Raw genomic sequence first — 17,087 nt, 5'->3', positions numbered from 1 at the left:
CCTACTCCGCCTTCTCTTTCTTCCGGTGAATCATAATATAGATCACCACCGGAGCACCGAATACTGCCGTCACTGTACTGATGGACAACTCTGTAGGGGCAAACATGGTTCTCGCCAGCAAATCGCAGAAAAGACAGAATGTCGCACCCCCCAGAAAGCAGGCAGGAATCATAAGAATGGGTTTTGCCGTTCCAAACAGATTCTTTACCAGATGAGGCACTGCAATTCCCACGAAGGATACGGGACCTGCAAATGCCGTCACACAGGCAGATAATACGCTGGATAAAAGCACCAGAAGAATCCGGAACATCTGCACATTAAGGCCCATATTTCTCGCATAGGATTCTCCCATCTGATAGGCACTTAATGGCTTGGACAGCAGGAAAATCCAAATCAAAGTGACACCTGTCACAATTGCCATAATTGACACATTATTCCAGGTAATGCCGGAAAAACTTCCCTTGGACCAGTTATGTAAATTCACAATGTCCGCGTCATCTGCAAAGGTGACAATAAAATCCGTAATAGCCGAGCAGATATAACCAATCATAACACCGCTGACAATGAGCATGGACATCTGATCCATCACCCTCGACATAAGGATGACAAATCCCATACAGATCATAGCTCCCACAAATGCGGCAATAATCATGAGCCAGGAGCTTAATTTCAGAGCATTTCCAAGAGATGCCACCATGACTAAAGACACCATCAGCTTTGCGCCAGAGGAAATTCCCAAAGTAAAAGGTCCCGCAATGGGGTTATGAAAAAAGGTCTGCAGAAGATAACCAGACAGCGCCAGACCGCCACCCAGGATTGCTGCCGCCAGCGCTCTCGGGAAACGGATACCCATCACAATATCCGTATAAACATCATCTGCTCCATTTCCAAACAAAATCTTCGGAATTTCTGACACCGGAATGTTCACACTTCCAATGCATACATTCAACACCAGAAACACCAATACCAGTACCAGCAAAATTGCAAATGCGGCAGTATATCTGCCCTGTCTTTTCTTCATAGTATCACTCCAGTTTATAGAGATAAGTAAGATCTGCATCATCCCCGATCAGCATCTTGTGAATATCCGAGGTAATGGTTCCCAGCTCCATCGTGGACTGGTACAAATTCTTCGTCGTACAGTATACATTTCCATCCTGTACCGCTTTGAACTTCTCCAGCATAGGACTCTTCCCTGTCAGATCTGACAGAGTCTGCATGCTTCCATCAATAGTACTGTTATAGATAATATAGTCTGCATCCTTCGCCCCTGCATAGAACTCTTCCATCTGCATGGACATGGTGGAAGCCACGTCATCTTCATCACCCAGTTTATCAAAAATGTATTTGCCGCCTGCCAGTTCAATCATCTTTGGCAGATAATCCGCAGACTTCCTGACATTGACCTCTCCGTTGGTCGTAATATAGAAAAATGCAACGGTCTTTCCGGTCTCTTCCTCCTCACCGATGGATGCAAAGGCTTCATTTTCTGCTGCGAAAGCCTCCTCCGCTTCCTTTTCATGTCCCGTCAGAAGTCCATAAAGTTTCACCCATTCTGTCCGTCCAAGTGGATTTTTCTCATAACTGGAGTGATCTGTCAAGACCGGAACGCCAAATTTTTCCAGCTGTTCCTTCACTTCCGGTGTATGGGAAATCATGGTATTTTCAATGGCAAGCTCACAGTTTTCTGACAGAATCTGCTCATAGTCCGGTGCAGAGTATTTTCCTGCATAGAGAATATCTCCTGCCTCCATCGCCTCTTTTGCCGCTTCAATGTACCAGGAGTCTGTTTTTAATGCGCTGAACCGTACACTATCCAGAGCATCCAGTGACACAAACATATCCATAACAGAAGATGCCACCAGATATATATTATGTAATGGCTGCTGAAGTACTGTAATATCTTTGGAAAGGTCATCCGGTGCGGTTTTTCCTTCCGGCACCACCAGATACTGTCCGTCATCCGCAATCGTTACCAACGCATATCCATCCTGATAATAATCCACGGAAAACTCTTCCGCATACTCCAGTTCCATACTGTGGTCATATTCAAGTTCTTTGCTGATCTCTGTATTCTTCTCTGACATTCTGCCTGCAGAACCACAGGCCGTCAGTGAAATTGCCAGTACCGCACTTACGATACCTGCCGCTATTTTCTTCTTCATCACATTTTCTTCGCTTTCTTCTTTTTAACCAGAACAATCGTCACAGCTGCTGCAACGATCACCACCAACATGATGATTCTCTGTTGGGTTACCACTGATTTTTCTGATTTCAAAGAGGCGCTGTTAAAAGTCAGTGTATATTCGATTTCATGTGGAACGCTCATGGCTGTCGTATCCGCAACTATTTCCATGGGTTCATCAAATACGGTCACCGGAATCTGAAAAACGGAATTGCCCTCCTCATTGACCGGGTCATACTGTACATCTCCCACTTTCATATAATCGTAATGAGAACTGCTCCACTCAATCCGGGCCGTTGCCTGTCCATTTTCAACGGTCAGGATAGCCGGAGAACTGATTGTTGCACGACCACTGCCGCCTTCCAGTGTTACATCTACTGCATATTTTCCATCTGCGAGATCAGATGAGACGGATTCTGCACTGCTTTCCGCAGCCTGAACCGCCATATTCTGTGATCCGGCACCTGTTGCAAGAAGAACTGCTGCCAGCAGAATTCCTGCCGTTTTTGTCAAAATAGTTTTCATTTTCATACTTTTTCCTCCATAGCACAACGACCCGGGCTAGGCCCGGGCCGTCGGTATCACAGTTCTTTTGCTACTGTTCTTCTATTTTTTCCGGATTGGAAACACTTACTTTATGATCATACCAGGTTCCTTTCGTTCCGATCAATGCCAGATCAAACTCTTCATCGAGCGCTGGAACCGGAACATCAAACCCGTTCACTTCTTCGGTCATACCATCGCTGTAGGTAACCGTATCTGTGGTCGGCTGCAGAAGTTCTGCGCCTTCCTTCTGAGCATCCTCTGCAAGTCCCGGATAGAGATTCACAATATTCTTGGACGGCATTGATACATGAATCGTCATAATGCCATCTTTTACCGTCAGAGTTCCTTTTCCTTCACATGCTTCATTTACATGGAACATGCTGCTGTCTGTATCAAATTCTGCTGTATAGGTTCCATCTTCCAGTACTGCTGCTGCAGTCTTTTCTTCCGTTTCTTCCTGAGCATCCGCCTCGTCCGATGTCTGCTCCTCCGTCAGAGCATCCGTGCCTTCCTGCTCCTCTGCAGGTGCCTCGGTCGCCGCTTCACTCTCTGCCGCCGGCGTCTTACTGCCTCCGCAGCCTGTCACCAGTGCGCAGCTCATTACCGTCATTCCTAATAATGCGATGATTTTCTTCTTCATTTCCAGTCTTCTTTCCTAGTTCTGATTACTCGTTAATGGCTGCTGCCGTATGAGCAACATAGAGTTCCTGAACAGCCGGAATCTCACCAAGGCCAGCGATCTGAGTATCTACGCTTTCAAATTTTCCGGAAGCCTCAAACTGGCTCTTCCAGGAATCATCATCATCGCCTGCCATATCGTTGTTTGCATGATCGCCTGCTACTACCATCAGCGGACGAAGAATTACTTTGGTGTAACCTGCATCGGCAACTGCCTGAATAACGTTCTCACAAGCAGTCTCTTCCGGCTCACCCTCTACAGTTCCGATAAATACGTTCTCATAGCCAAGTTCTCCCATCTGGGACTGCATCTGGCTGTAGGAAACTTTTGCAGTATGGGAAGTACCATGTCCCATGAATACAAATGCAACACCGTCTTCTTTTGCAGCGTCAAGGCTGTCATAACCTGCAGTCTTTACTGCCTCAGCAGTGATATCTTCTGCAACTGCTTTTTTATCATCATTCACTACGGTAGCGTCATCTCCAACTTCACCAAGCAACGGCTCAGCAACTTTTACAGACTCAAATTTATCTTCGTATGCTGCAACTGCCTCGCACAGCTCATCATACTCTGCACCATGCATCAGATGGGTCGGCTGAACAACCAGGTTCTTAACACCGTTTGCTACTGCGCGATCCAGTGCCTGATCCATATTATCAATAGCTTCGCCATCACGTGCCTGTACATGGTTGATGATGATCTGAGCGGTAAATGCTCTTCTTACAGACCAGTCCGGATTTGCTTCCTGAAGGGCATCCTCGACACCTTTGATATCAGCTACACGACTGTCATTGAAGGAAGTTCCGAAGCTTGCCACCAGAATCTCATTCTCACCGATCTCATCCTGGTTACGCGGATCGTCTTTGGAAGCATCACCGGTGTCACGTCCGAAGTAGTCCGGATCTGCGTTCTCGCCCTCGACCAGTTCTTTCTGTGCGTCGGTCAGAGCATCCCATGCTTCTTTGGCTGCCTTGCAGTCTTCGTCAGTAGTATCGGTTCTCTCCTGAACGTAGATTTTGTCAATCAGAGCTGCTACATTGTCAGCTGCTGCCTGATCTGCATCCTCGTCTGCTGCTTCTGCAGTATCGTCTGCCTCAGTGGTCTCCTCTGCTGCAGTATCATCTGCTGCCTCAGTAGTCTCCTCTGCTGCAGTATCCGTTGCCGTACTGCTGCTTCCACATCCATTTACCATGGTTGCTGTCATTGCTGCTACGCAAAGCATTACTACAAGTTTCTTTTTCATCTTAATCTCTCCCTTATGATAAGATATTTTTTTGTAAGTAATTGAAAGTTCGAACATACTCGGGAGAAATAAAAAATCCAACGCATGAGAATGCAGCTGGATTGTATAGAAAAATATATTTTTCGGTACAATCAAACCTCGTGACCTGGAGTTAAAAAACGTTTTTGTTTCTTTCCCGTACCGCAGCTGGCAGGTCTCCTGGCTTTCAGCTTTTCCGCACCGATCGTCTTCCCAAGTCCATGACTGACCCAGTGACATTATGATCATGCAACGCTGTATACAGTGACGAGCTCCGCACAGGCTTTTCACCTGTTTCCCTATTCTCCGTAAAAACGGCACCAACTACTTCTTATTCTATTTTCGAATCACTTAACTATATGTACTATACCACTTTATCTCAGATACAGCAACCTCTTTTTTCGCGGCAGGATATTCTCCTGCCGCTGCTCTATTCTGCAATGAAAATTACAGCATACTCTCCGGCTTAAAAAGAGATTTTACATGATCAATCTCTTCTTTTGATGCCTTTTTCGCCGGAACATAATAAGATTTTTCCCGGGCAATCTGATATAACTGCTCCTGTGCGGTCTCTGCCTTGTTCCTCATCTGTTTGAGGGTCTGTTTTAACTGCGGATCCTCACTTTGGGAAATATATTCCGCATACATTTTCAATTCTCCATTGATGCCGGTCAGCGCATCACTGACCATGGTTTTTTCATTCATCATCCTGTACGCCCTCCTAATTTAAAAATCCCATCAACTGCTGTTTATTCTCTTTTGCTGACTGAGCTGCCTGCTGGAAATACTGTTTCACACGGCTGTCAGTTGCATTTTCCGCGTAAGTCTCAAATTTTGCCTTACAGGTTTCGCTTCCGCCGATGAGATGGCGAAGATTCTGGACATCCAGTTCTGATAACTGTGACATAAAAAATACCTCCTTGTTTTCCATACTCCTGACTACGATTCCAGTATGTGAAAACAGAGAGGTATTTATACCTGACAAATACAGGTTACAGTTCGTCGTAGAGACGCTCATACTGCTTTGCAGAACTCTCCCAGGAGAAATCTGCCTGCATGGCCCGTTCTACTATTTTATTCCAGGAACGTTTTCTGTCATAATAAATTTCTTCTGCATAGCGAATTGCCTCCAGCATTTCGTGGGCATTATAATTTGTAAAGGAAAATCCGGTTCCGGTTTCCTCATATTCATTGTATGGTTCTACTGTATCCTTCAGTCCACCGGTCTCCCGTACGATCGGGAGCGTTCCGTAACGCAGACTCATCAATTGACTTAACCCGCAGGGCTCAAACAGGGACGGCATCAGAAATGCATCACTGGCTGCATATATTTTATGTGCCATGGCATCGGAATAATAGATGCATGCAGCCACCTTATCTCCGTATTTCCAGGCAAAGTGACGGAACATATTTTCATATCGTTCCTCACCTGTGCCAAGCACCACTATCTGCACTGCATCCTGACACAATTCATCCATAATGCAGTCAATCAAATCAAATCCTTTCTGATCCGTCAGACGGGAAACAATTCCGATCATCATAACTTTCTTATCTTCCGGGAGTCCCAGTTCCTTCTGAAGTACCAGCTTGTTCTTCCCTTTATTCAGTCTGAAATTTCCAACACTGTAATGATCTTTGATGAGGGGATCTTTCTGCGGATTCCACTCGTTATAATCCAATCCATTTATAATTCCGGTGAGTTCTCCCGCTCTGGCACGCATGAGACCATCCAAATGCTCTCCATAAAACGGAGTCTTGATTTCCTCCGCATAGGTACGGCTGACCGTCGTGATACGGTCTGCATAAACGATTCCACCCTTCAGGTAATTTGCATCCCCGAATGCCTCCAGTTTGTCCGGTGTAAAATAAGACATGTCAAGACCTGTAGCATCCTGTACCGTATCAATATTCCATACCCCCTGAAACTTCAGATTATGAATCGTCATAATTGATTTCATATTGGCGTAGAATTCACTCTCATGGAAGCTGTCCTTTAAGTATACCGGCACCAACCCTGTCTGCCAGTCATGACAATGTACAATATCCGGCTGATATCCAACCACCGGAAGAATTGACAGCGCTGCCTTAGAGAAAAAAGCAAATTTTTCCACATCCTCATGAATATATCCATAGGGTTTGTCACCTGCAAAATAATATTCGTTATCTATAAAGTAATACTGGATTCCTTCGTATTCCATCTCCATAATTCCCACATACTGGCTCCGCCATGCCATATCCATATAGAAATTTGTGACGAAATTCATTCGTTCCTTCCATTCAGGTTTGATACATTTGTAATTCGGAATAATGACTCTTACTTCATATTTATCTTTATCAAAATATTTCGGCAGTGTTCCCGTTACATCCGCAAGACCACCGGTCTTAACAAACGGTGCACACTCTGATGCAATAAACAGTACCTTCTTCATACTTTCCCCTCCAGTTCTTGGCTGTATACATTTTATTATACATCACTGCTGAACTGTTTAAAAGCAGAATTAAAAAATTACGCCTGTTTTTTGTATTCCAGCCGGATTTTGTCTGCAATTAGTGCAATAAATTCCGAATTTGTAGGCTTTCCCTTGCCTACACTGACTGTATAACCAAAAAGCTCGTCAATCGTGTCCATCTTACCTCTTCCCCATGCGACTTCAATCGCATGCCGAATGGCCCGTTCCACACGACTGGGTGTGGTATGATGGTTTTTCGCAATGGTCGGATACAGAACCTTTGTAATGGCATTGAGCATGTTCATATCTTCCACTGCCATCATAATTGCATCTCTCAGATACTGATATCCTTTGATATGTGCCGGTACTCCGATCTCGTGGATCATGTTCGTCACGTCCGTCTCCAAATTCCGTTTCTGATAAACATTTCTCGTTTCGTAGGGTATTACCTGACGAATTTCCGCCTTACGGCTCTGTTCTGTTTCTTTCAGACTCTGGATCCGGCTAAGCAGCATATCATGGTCGAAGGGCTTCATGATATAGTAACTGGCTCCCAGCAGAAATGCATTTTCTGTAATTCGCTCCTGACCAATCGCAGAAATTATTACAAATTCAGGTTTTTTCTGAATGTCAGGATCCTGTTCGATTCTCTCCATCACGGAAAGGCCGTCAATCTTTGGCATAATAATGTCAAGCAGCATAATATCCGGTCCTTTTTCCTTGATAAGCAGACAGGCTTCCTCGCCGTTGCGTGCCAATCCGACCACTTCCAGATCAGAATCCTGCTTCATAATACCGTCCAAAATTTCCAACATTCGTTCGTTATCATCAGCAATCGCCACGCTCCATTTTTTCATTCATACCCCTCCTTCGATTTTTTACTCTCTTCTCTTTGTCTTTTGTGAAAAAATGGTTTTTTCTGGCGCCATACAAAAATTATAGGAAATTTTCCCCTGTCTTACAAGTCCATTATTTCCTATTATTTCGACATTTTTGCTAAATTTTTGCTAAATTTCCGCTAAGATTTCAAAAAAAGACAGGTAGTCGCATCTGACAACCTGTCTTTTTTCTGTTCATTTATGACTGTTCCTGCGGAACCTCTTTTTTCTTTTTCCAGAAATAAAATCTATGCCAGCGCTCTTTACGCGTCTTCTTACTGGTACCGTATACCATCAGGTAGAATACCGGCATCAGAAGGAGAATCAGCAATGTGGAAGCCACAAGACCTCCGATAATAACCAGCGCCATTCCCTGCATCATAACAGCGCTTTCGCCACCAATACCAAGGGCACTTGGTGTCATGGAAATAATGGTGGTCAGGGTTGTGATCAGAATCGGGCGAAGTCTCGTCTTACCGGATTCAATCAGGGCATCCTCAATATCCATTCTGCGGCGCAGCATATTCACACCATCGACATAGAGAATACCATTATTTACAACCGTACCAACCAAAGTCAGCACACCCATCAAACCTACCATACTGAAGTCTGTACCACTTAAGAATACTAATCCAAATGCACCGATCAGACTGAATGGGATACTTAACATAACCATCAAAGAGAACTTTGGAGACTCAAACTGCATGGCCATAACAAGGAATACCAGGAATAATGCCGTTGCAATGGCTTTTCCCATATCTCCGAACATATCATCCTGCATCTTATCCATCATGGTCTCTGCCTCACCTACACTGTCCGGCAGATCCAGCGTATTCAGGAACTCATCCATGGCATCCTGGATATCTGCTTTGTCATCAGAAAGGCAGGTAGCACTTACTGTAACGGTGTATTTTCCATCCATCTTCATAATAGTCTGGGCTGCATCTGTATATTCCAGTGTTGCCATTTCAGAAAGGGGCACGCCTGCTACCTCTGTATCCAACAGCTGGGTGGCATTATCATAGGTTCCTTCCGGGAAAGAAAGATCTACATCATATTCTTCCCCATCCGATGTAACAGTCATGGCTTTTGTACCACTTAAGGTACTGTAAAGCATTCCGCCTACCTGCGTCGGTGTCAGTCCATGACTCATGGCACTTAACGGATCCACTACCACCCGAAGCTGTGTCGTAGACGCTCCTGCATCGGTAGACACATTCAGTACACCTGGAATATTCCATGCTGCATCCTGAATCATTTCTGATGCATCTTTCACATCTTCCAGATTCACAGAACCAACGGTCAGAGTTGCACCGGAACCTGTCGTACTGCTGCCCATGGACATGGAACTGGACATGGTGATATCAAGCTGCATATCCGAAACATTCTTCGTATCCTGCACCCATTGATCGACAACTTCCTGAGTCGTCATCTTTCTGTCATCTTTCAAGGTTGCGGAAATGGTTGCAGAACCTGCGGAAGCCGTCAACGTATAGCTTTCCACATTTTCATCTGCTGCCACCAGATCTTCAATCTGGACGATTTGCTCATTGACTACCTCGACACGGGTTCCCGGCCGGAACGTAGCAGTCACAGAGATCATTCCTTCATCCATGGTCGGCATGGAAACAATATTTGTCATGCTCAGAATCCAGAAAGAAGCCACTAGCAGAAGCACAGCTGTCAGAAGGCAGGTTTTCTTCTTATGCAGAAGTTTCCGCTCCACATGATCGTATTTTTCTTTGATTTTATCAAGGAAGACATTCAGCCGCAGTTCCTTTTTCTGTGTTGGTTTATACAGTTTAAAGAACAGCGGAACCAGTGTAATCGCAGAAATCAGGGAAGCTACCATCGAAAATACAATGGTCAGACCCAGCTGCATGAAAATCTGTCCTGTCATACCGCCCGAGAAGCAAAGAGGCAGATAAACAACAACGGTTGTAATCGTAGATGCCACGATGGATGCTACTACCTCCGTCGTACCCTGCAGCGCTGCTTCTGAAAAATCCGGTACCCGGTCATTAGCACGGAAACAGCTCTCAATCACGACACTGGAACTGTCGACCATCATACCGATGGCAATTACCAGACCTCCCAGCGTCATGATATTCAGGGAAAATCCCATCGTTGACATGACAATCACTGTCATCAGCAACGAGATCGGCATGGAGCATCCGACGATAATCGACGCTTTCCAATCTCCGAAAAAGATAAACAGTACAATCATGGAAAGGATAACACCCAGTGCCAAAGTGCTTCCAACGGAACTAAGAGATTCCATAATCATATCGGAGGCATCATAGGTAGCCGCAACTACAATGTTATCATTTTGCTCCTGAATATCATTCATGGTTTCTTTTACAGAATTTACCATGCCGATAGTGCTGGCACTCTGGTTCTTGGTCATGCTGACCGTTACTGTATCTTCTCCGTTGTATCTTGCAATACTGTCGGCATCTTTCACAGCCCATTCTACATCTGCCACATCAGACAGCTGAATCAGGCTTCCCGTTGCCGTGCGCAACGGAATCTTCCGGAGTGCCTGCACGGTATCTGTATCAGCTGTACTGATCACACTGATGGACTGACTGCCCTGATCTACAGAACCAAGGGGGATCGTAAAGTCAGAGGCTTTCATGTACTGGGCAATGGAGTTCATATCCAGTCCGTACTGATTCATCTCGTCTCTATTAAGTTCTACCTTTATATGCTGTTCCTGACCTCCAGATACGGTTACCTGCGCCACCGTACTCAGTGCTTCCAGTTCCGGAACCACATCCTGCTTTACAAATGCAAGTGCATCTGTTCCATCCGTCGTGCTGACAGAATAAGAAATACTTGGCATAGAATCCATGTTCATCTCGATGATCATCGGATCCTGCGCATCATCCGGCAGATCTCCCTTTACCTGGTCAAGTGCTGCCCTCAAATCAAGATAGGCATCATTCACATTCTGGTCATAATCATACTGCAGAAGAACCATAGAAACATTTTCCATGGAACGCGAAGTAATAGATTTTACACCACTTAAACTTCCTGCCTTATCCTCAATAATACTGGTAACCAGATCATCTACCGACTCGGAATCCGCACCTGGATAGACCGTATATACGATCTTCATCGGCATCTCCATATCCGGCATCAGTTCCAGACGAAGCCCCATCAGAGATGAAAATCCGAAAACAAACAGTGCCAGAACCGCCAGAAGTGTGGATACAGGTCGTTTTAATACTAACCTCGTCAATCGATTCATTATTCAGCAGCCTCCTCATCTGAAGCACTGTTGTCAGTTTTCTCATTTTCAGCCGCTGCATCTGCGGGTGTATCCTCTGTAGCCTCTTCTTCCTGCTCCGGTGATGCCACCGCTTCGCCGTTCAGAGACACGATCTCGGCATCTGCACCATTTCTCAGCTTGGAAGACCAGTTGCTGACTACCAGGCTGTCTGCGTCAAGGCCATCTTCGATAATTGCATGGTCATCATCCATAAGGCCTACCGTGACCGAAGTACGCACCAGTTTATTATCTACCACACAGTAAACATAGGCATCTCCGCCGGAAAAATACAGGGCATCGAAGGGAACCAGCGTACTGCCATCTTCTTTCTCGGTAGTTGCACTGACTTTCACGGATACACCGTTCGGAAGTTTATCCCCCGCTCCCGGAATGGTTGCTTTCACCTGGAAGAGCTTCGTCTGCTGTCCTGCCATGGTGCCAATCTCTGTGATAGTACCGTCAAAAGTCTCTCCATTTCTCTCTACGGTCACATGGTCACCTACATTCATCGTATTCTTTGCCTTTTCTGTTACATTGAAGGTAACCGTCATGGAATCTTTATTGGAAATAATGTAAGCCGGATTTCCAGCTGCTGCCATATCTTCTTTCTTTACATTGGCTGCCTCTACCACACCACTGATCGGTGCTTTCACCGTATAGAAATCTAACTGCATCTTTGCAGAATCCACGCCAACAGATGCTGCCTGAAGCTGTGCGGCGTATGTAGCGTCGGTTTCCGGGTAAACTTCGTTCTGGGTAATGGAGTAGGTCTGCTCTGCAGTCGTCAAATTGTCGCGGATCGTATCTTTGCCATTTTCAATCTGGCTAATGCTGGACTTCAACTGGGTCTTGCTTGCTTCCACACTCTGGATCTGGCTGTTTAACTGATCTACTGCGGACTGGGCCTGATCCATTGCTTTTTTGTAACCATCCAGCTCTGCTGCCACACCCTTCTTCTGATCCGTCAAATCTGAAATCTGTTTCTTTGTTTCTTCACTATCTGCATTTTCACCAGATGACAAATCATTGATCTGATTCTGAATATCGGTCATTTTCTTTTCCAAATCAGTTTTCTGATTATAATATGCATCTGTTGCTGCATCCAATCCAGCCTGTGCCTGATCTTTCGCCGTGCCCAATTTTCCACGGGCATCTCTTAAATCTCCCAGATTATCTTCCAGATCATCAATATTGTTTTCTGCATCATCCAGACTGTCCTTTAACTGCTGAATGGAACGCTCTGTCTGATAATTCTGCAGATCTCGTGATCCACTGGTAGCTGCGGTCACTCCTGCCTGTGCCTGGCTATAAGAAGCTTCTGCACTCTTCATCTGAAGCTGCGCTGCCTCATCATCAATTTTAAACAGCACATCGCCTTCCTTTACCGTATCTCCCACCTCAAAATAGGCAGCAGTAACTGTTCCGGATACTTTCGGAGTCACATATACCTGCTGCTGCGGTTCTACCGTTCCTATGTAAGTTGTATCATTTGTCAGCTCTCCTGTCGTAGGATTTTCCACCTCTACGGCAACCTTGCTGATCTCTGTCTTTTCTTCTTTTTTACCACAGGCAACTGTGGACATACTCAGAGTCATAATGATTCCCATTGCTATGAGTCTTTTTCTATTCATTCTCGTCATTCCTCCTTGTTTGTTATTTTAGCCTCGCCCAGATTATACCAGTTTTTTTAACAAAATATAAATTTATGTCACATAAAATTCTTTTTTTTATTCATACTCCGTTCACAATCCTTCTATATGATATTGTACAATTGTTAAACTGCAATTTATAAATCATTTTAAGTGAGGTGTATCTATGTTTCATATTTTAGTTGTCGAAGACGATCAGGCCCTGAACAAATTAATCTGCAGGGTTTTAAATAAAAATGGCTATGAAACTTCCGTTGCTTTTGATGGAGAGCAGGCACTCGAAATGCTGGATCAGACCTATATTGATCTCATTGTCACTGATCTGATGATGCCGCGCATGGATGGATATGATCTGACCAAAGCACTCCGTGACAGCGGTTATCAGCTCCCGATTCTGGTCGTGACTGCCAAAGATACTTTTCCGGATAAGGCAAAAGGATTTAAACTCGGTATTGACGACTACATGGTAAAACCCATTGATGTTAATGAACTGCTGCTCCGTGTGGAGGCACTCCTCCGCCGGGCAAAAATTATCTATGAAAAAAAGCTGGAGTTCGACCACGTCTGCCTGGATTATATTAACCTGACCGTTACGATCGATGAAAAATCCCAGATTCTTCCACAGAAAGAGTTTCAGCTTCTTTATAAACTGCTCTCTTTCCCGAACCATACTTTTACCAGACAACAGATTATGGACGAGCTGTGGGGTTACGATTCTGAAACGGATATCCGTACGGTAGATGTGCATATCAACCGTCTGCGGGATCGTTTCCGGGATATTCCTTATTTTCAGATTCAGACCGTCCGTGGTCTTGGATATAAGGGGATCATCGAGAAATGAAAAAGAATTTTTATTCCATCTGGATGAGAGTTGTTCTCTGCTGTTTCTGGGTGATGATCTGTACTTTCCTGATTATCGGATTTACCATCCATCTTATGAACCGGTTAAATATATGGAATTCATTTCCACTCCCAATCACCGGTCTGCATTTCATTATCCTGCTGGCTCTTGTTGCACTGGTTCTCGGAATGTTTATCAGCGTGTTCATTTTCCGCTATGCGCTGAATCCCGTTTCCGAGCTTTCGAAAGCTATGCAGAAAGTGGCCGACGGTGATTATACGGTAAAATTGGATGTTCCAGGAAACAAAAGCGAGATTTACGAACTTTTAAACAATTTTAATGTGATGGTACAGGAGCTGAATAGTACGGAAACATTGCATTCTGACTTTATCTCTAATGTTTCCCATGAGTTCAAGACCCCCCTTGCCACCATCAGCGGCTATGCGACTCTCCTGCAGGACGACACCCTCACGCCCCAGGAACGGAATGAATATATAGAAACCATCATTACCAGTGCAAGAGAGCTTTCCAAAATGACAGGAAATATTTTGAGCCTTTCCCGCCTGGAAAATCAGACTATTATCACTGATCAGGAAGATTTCCGGGTGGATGAACAGATCCGTTGGATCATCTTAAGAGCTGAATCCGCCTGGTCTGCAAAGAATCTGGTTCTTGAACCGGAGCTTGATAAAATCACATGGTATGGAAATCAGGAACTGACTTCCCATATCTGGAGTAATCTCATTGATAATGCTATCAAATTCACTCCAGCAGGTGGGGAAATTACCATCAAAGCCTCCATGGATGAAGAATGGCTGACGGTCAGTGTGCAGGATTCCGGTATCGGTATCCCACCGGATATTCAGTCCCGGATTTTCGACAAGTTTTATCAGGGTGATACGTCCCATAAGAAAAAGGGCAACGGTCTGGGACTTGCACTTGTCCATCAGATCGTCACCCTTTACGGTGGTCATATAACATTAGAAAGCATTCCGGATCTTGGCAGTACCTTCACCGTCTGCCTGCCGGCACATCCTTCTTCTGAGCAGGAGTCTTCACTCCCTTTACCTTAAACATTCTCGCAGTAAACGGCGGCAGATCTGCATACAGGGTCTGCGGCCGTTTTCTGTGTTCTTCATCTACAATACGGAAATTCTGATCCTCTGGTGATGTATTTCCGCCAAATTCCTTCCAGTCCGTGTTAAGCAGTTCTTCCAGTTCGTAATACATAGGCAGACCCACCGGAAAATCCTTCCAGAACTGATCTGACAGATTCATCACTGTCACAATGGTCTCTCCACCAGCCCGGCGTTCCCATGCATAGGTCACATAATCTGCCGCATCTACTTCCAGCCATTCAAAACAGTCCTGATTATATTCTCCATCATACAGTGCCCGTTCCTCCAGATAAAGATGCGCAAGCTTCGCATAAAAATGATGGAAGGCATCATGAAGCGGATACTTCAGGATATCCCAGTCCTGCTCCCTTGTCTCATCCCATTCACGAAACTGTGCGAATTCATTGCCCATGAAATTCAGCTTCTTTCCGGGATGTGCATAGACATAGGTATAAAATGCCTTTGCCTGCGGGAATTTATTCTCATAATCTCCCCACATTTTCTGAATAATCGTGGCCTTGCCGTGTACTACTTCATCATGAGAGAAGGGCAGCAGGAACAGATCACTGTAAAAATACATCATGGAAAAGCTGAGTTTGTGATAGTCATAAGGGCGATACACCGGAGCTGTCTGGAAGAAGCGCAGTGTATCATTCATAAATCCCATATCCCATTTATAATCAAATCCCAGGCCATCGTATTCTGTCGGTGCCGTTACTTTCGGAAAATCTGTGGAATCCTCTGCCATCAGAATAGCAGACGGATGCAGCTTATGGAGGCCTGCATTCATATTTCTCAAAAATTCCACTGCACGCTCATTGACACCTCTTGCCGGATCACCATTCCAGTAAATGGCACGGCTGATGGCATCCATACGGATTCCGTCAAAATGAAATTCTGTCAGCCAGTAATTCGCGGCACTCTGCAGAAAACTTCTGACTTCTCCACGACTGTGCATAAAATTCATCGTTCCCCACTCACTGTAGGCGGTATCCGGATGGGGAAACTCATACAGAGGCGTTCCGTCAAAATTCAAAAGACCATAATCATCCATAGCGAAGTGTACCGGCACAAAATCTGTAAACACACCTATTCCATTTTCATGACAGAGTTCTACCAGTTTTTTCAACTGCTGTGGCGTTCCATAACGGGACGTCGGTGCAAAAAATCCAGTATTCTGATATCCCCAGGAACAATCCGCCGGATGTTCCGATAATGGCAGAAATTCAATATAATTGAATCCCATTTTCTTCAGATAAGGAATCAGTTCTTCTGCCAGTTCTTCATAATTATACCAGCTGCCATCCTCTTTTTGTTTCCAGGAGCCTGCATGCAGCTCATAGATATTCATAGGATTATTATAGTTCTTTTCCGTATTCTGGTTGTTAGTCCACTCATCATCTGCAAATTTCCAGTTTTCATCTACAATCCTGGATGCAAAACCCGGTCGCAGTTCCATCAGCATCCCATAAGGATCACAGTGATACACCACGTTACCCTGTGCATCCGTGATTGCATATTTGTAATACATACCCGCTTCTGCATTCTGCACGGTTACTTCAAACACTCCGGGATTCTCTTTCTGTTTCATCTCCAGCAGTTCCCATCCGCTGAAATCTCCCTGCAGCTCCACCTTTGCTGCATTGGGTGCATAGACCCGGAATATGGCACCCTTCTTTAATAGATGTGTACCAAAATATTTGTAGGCATCAAATACCTTTCCCTGTAAAAATTCCTGAAAATTCATACTTTTCCCCCGTATGAGCTTTTCTTTTATTGTATCGAAAATAATGGGGATATACAAGATACAAAGACAGGATTTTCGTCTTATTCCTGCAGAGCATTTCGAATGGGCTTCCGGCTCGCCTCCTGTTTCCCGTATGAGGATTTGAGCCTTCCGCTGATGATAGAATACCAAAGATTTCCGTTAAGAACTATCATGATCAGGTGAATTCACTTGACACTCCCCATAGCTGATGCTCATGTTCGGTAAAGAAGCAAACAGAAAAAAACAAGAGATAGACTACCAGCCCCAAAACTATTCCATACAGTAAAGGGACAAGTTATACACTCCTTGTATTTAATGATTACGATAGAGAAAGCATAGAATAAATGATATAATTTTAAATGCCTTTATATGAACACTTAAAGTGCAGAAAAACAAGCAATTTCATAAATGTTATTATTTTGAGCGCAAATGTAAAGC

Annotated in this window: 14 protein-coding genes and 1 riboswitch; of the genes, 2 read left to right on the top strand and 12 right to left on the bottom strand. The window is 44.7% G+C overall.

Going from position 1 to position 17,087, the window contains the following annotated elements:
• Nucleotide 1 precedes the first annotated feature (1 nt).
• From ACZMB2_RS02170 to ACZMB2_RS02120, 11 genes are all read right to left on the bottom strand, one after another.
• Nucleotides 2-1,021 (bottom strand): FecCD family ABC transporter permease, encoded by a 1,020-nt coding sequence (locus tag ACZMB2_RS02170; RefSeq protein ID WP_487595306.1) that lies wholly within the window; start codon nt 1,019-1,021, stop codon nt 2-4.
• Nucleotides 1,022-1,025: 4 nt separating this feature from the next.
• Entirely contained in the window at nt 1,026-2,165 is a 1,140-nt protein-coding gene (locus ACZMB2_RS02165) for an ABC transporter substrate-binding protein (protein WP_118769708.1), read from the bottom strand.
• Entirely contained in the window at nt 2,165-2,716 is a 552-nt protein-coding gene (locus ACZMB2_RS02160) for a hypothetical protein (protein WP_487595305.1), read from the bottom strand. The genes ACZMB2_RS02165 and ACZMB2_RS02160 overlap by 1 nt, the downstream gene beginning before the upstream one ends.
• A gap of 64 nt (nt 2,717-2,780) precedes the next feature.
• Entirely contained in the window at nt 2,781-3,371 is a 591-nt protein-coding gene (locus ACZMB2_RS02155) for a hypothetical protein (RefSeq protein ID WP_118769707.1), read from the bottom strand.
• A 25-nt stretch (nt 3,372-3,396) separates the two neighbouring features.
• Complete coding sequence (locus ACZMB2_RS02150; RefSeq protein ID WP_118770082.1) at nt 3,397-4,653, bottom strand: sirohydrochlorin cobaltochelatase; 1,257 nt, start codon at nt 4,651-4,653, stop codon at nt 3,397-3,399.
• 171 nt (nt 4,654-4,824) lie between these two features.
• Nucleotides 4,825-5,011, bottom strand: a riboswitch (cobalamin riboswitch).
• Nucleotides 5,012-5,118: 107 nt separating this feature from the next.
• On the bottom strand, nt 5,119-5,376 hold the full coding sequence (locus tag ACZMB2_RS02145; RefSeq protein WP_118770081.1) for a spore coat protein: 258 nt from the start codon (nt 5,374-5,376) through the stop codon (nt 5,119-5,121).
• 16 nt (nt 5,377-5,392) lie between these two features.
• Entirely contained in the window at nt 5,393-5,578 is a 186-nt protein-coding gene (locus ACZMB2_RS02140; protein WP_118769706.1) for a hypothetical protein, read from the bottom strand.
• Nucleotides 5,579-5,663: 85 nt separating this feature from the next.
• Nucleotides 5,664-7,100 (bottom strand): glycogen synthase GlgA, encoded by a 1,437-nt coding sequence (glgA, locus tag ACZMB2_RS02135; protein ID WP_487595304.1) that lies wholly within the window; start codon nt 7,098-7,100, stop codon nt 5,664-5,666.
• A 77-nt stretch (nt 7,101-7,177) separates the two neighbouring features.
• The gene (gene spo0A, locus ACZMB2_RS02130; protein WP_487595303.1) at nt 7,178-7,978 is read right to left on the bottom strand and encodes a sporulation transcription factor Spo0A; all 801 of its coding nucleotides are present in this window, start codon (nt 7,976-7,978) and stop codon (nt 7,178-7,180) included.
• 220 nt (nt 7,979-8,198) lie between these two features.
• Nucleotides 8,199-11,252 (bottom strand): efflux RND transporter permease subunit, encoded by a 3,054-nt coding sequence (locus ACZMB2_RS02125; RefSeq protein WP_487595302.1) that lies wholly within the window; start codon nt 11,250-11,252, stop codon nt 8,199-8,201.
• Nucleotides 11,252-12,904: an efflux RND transporter periplasmic adaptor subunit gene (locus tag ACZMB2_RS02120; protein WP_487595301.1), complete on the bottom strand. Its 1,653-nt coding sequence runs from the start codon at nt 12,902-12,904 to the stop codon at nt 11,252-11,254. The genes ACZMB2_RS02125 and ACZMB2_RS02120 overlap by 1 nt, the downstream gene beginning before the upstream one ends.
• A 184-nt stretch (nt 12,905-13,088) precedes the next feature.
• On the opposite strand from ACZMB2_RS02120, the gene ACZMB2_RS02115 reads away from it, so the two are divergent.
• The gene (locus ACZMB2_RS02115; RefSeq protein ID WP_308459924.1) at nt 13,089-13,763 is read left to right on the top strand and encodes a response regulator transcription factor; all 675 of its coding nucleotides are present in this window, start codon (nt 13,089-13,091) and stop codon (nt 13,761-13,763) included.
• Nucleotides 13,760-14,836 (top strand): HAMP domain-containing sensor histidine kinase, encoded by a 1,077-nt coding sequence (locus ACZMB2_RS02110; RefSeq protein ID WP_487595300.1) that lies wholly within the window; start codon nt 13,760-13,762, stop codon nt 14,834-14,836. Before ACZMB2_RS02115 ends, ACZMB2_RS02110 begins: the two co-directional genes overlap by 4 nt.
• On the opposite strand, the gene glgB is transcribed toward ACZMB2_RS02110, so the two are convergent.
• Complete coding sequence (gene glgB / locus ACZMB2_RS02105) at nt 14,775-16,628, bottom strand: 1,4-alpha-glucan branching protein GlgB (protein ID WP_487595299.1); 1,854 nt, start codon at nt 16,626-16,628, stop codon at nt 14,775-14,777. The genes ACZMB2_RS02110 and glgB overlap by 62 nt on opposite strands.
• Nucleotides 16,629-17,087: the final 459 nt, after the last annotated feature.

Source organism: Hominiventricola sp., from assembly GCF_057604405.1.
This window is presented reverse-complemented; position numbering and strand designations above follow the sequence as displayed.

What these genes read in the sequence shown, in the direction of transcription:
- ACZMB2_RS02140 (WP_118769706.1), bottom strand. Translation starts at nt 5,578, where the DNA reads ATGTCACAGTTATCAGAACTGGATGTCCAGAATCTTCGCCATCTCATC.
- ACZMB2_RS02170 (WP_487595306.1), bottom strand. Translation starts at nt 1,021, where the DNA reads ATGAAGAAAAGACAGGGCAGATATACTGCCGCATTTGCAATTTTGCTG.
- ACZMB2_RS02165 (WP_118769708.1), bottom strand. Translation starts at nt 2,165, where the DNA reads ATGAAGAAGAAAATAGCGGCAGGTATCGTAAGTGCGGTACTGGCAATT.
- ACZMB2_RS02110 (WP_487595300.1), top strand. Translation starts at nt 13,760, where the DNA reads ATGAAAAAGAATTTTTATTCCATCTGGATGAGAGTTGTTCTCTGCTGT.
- ACZMB2_RS02155 (WP_118769707.1), bottom strand. Translation starts at nt 3,371, where the DNA reads ATGAAGAAGAAAATCATCGCATTATTAGGAATGACGGTAATGAGCTGC.
- ACZMB2_RS02115 (WP_308459924.1), top strand. Translation starts at nt 13,089, where the DNA reads ATGTTTCATATTTTAGTTGTCGAAGACGATCAGGCCCTGAACAAATTA.
- ACZMB2_RS02125 (WP_487595302.1), bottom strand. Translation starts at nt 11,252, where the DNA reads ATGAATCGATTGACGAGGTTAGTATTAAAACGACCTGTATCCACACTT.
- spo0A (WP_487595303.1), bottom strand. Translation starts at nt 7,978, where the DNA reads ATGAAAAAATGGAGCGTGGCGATTGCTGATGATAACGAACGAATGTTG.
- glgB (WP_487595299.1), bottom strand. Translation starts at nt 16,628, where the DNA reads ATGAATTTTCAGGAATTTTTACAGGGAAAGGTATTTGATGCCTACAAA.
- ACZMB2_RS02150 (WP_118770082.1), bottom strand. Translation starts at nt 4,653, where the DNA reads ATGAAAAAGAAACTTGTAGTAATGCTTTGCGTAGCAGCAATGACAGCA.
- glgA (WP_487595304.1), bottom strand. Translation starts at nt 7,100, where the DNA reads ATGAAGAAGGTACTGTTTATTGCATCAGAGTGTGCACCGTTTGTTAAG.
- ACZMB2_RS02145 (WP_118770081.1), bottom strand. Translation starts at nt 5,376, where the DNA reads ATGAATGAAAAAACCATGGTCAGTGATGCGCTGACCGGCATCAATGGA.
- ACZMB2_RS02120 (WP_487595301.1), bottom strand. Translation starts at nt 12,904, where the DNA reads ATGAATAGAAAAAGACTCATAGCAATGGGAATCATTATGACTCTGAGT.
- ACZMB2_RS02160 (WP_487595305.1), bottom strand. Translation starts at nt 2,716, where the DNA reads ATGAAAATGAAAACTATTTTGACAAAAACGGCAGGAATTCTGCTGGCA.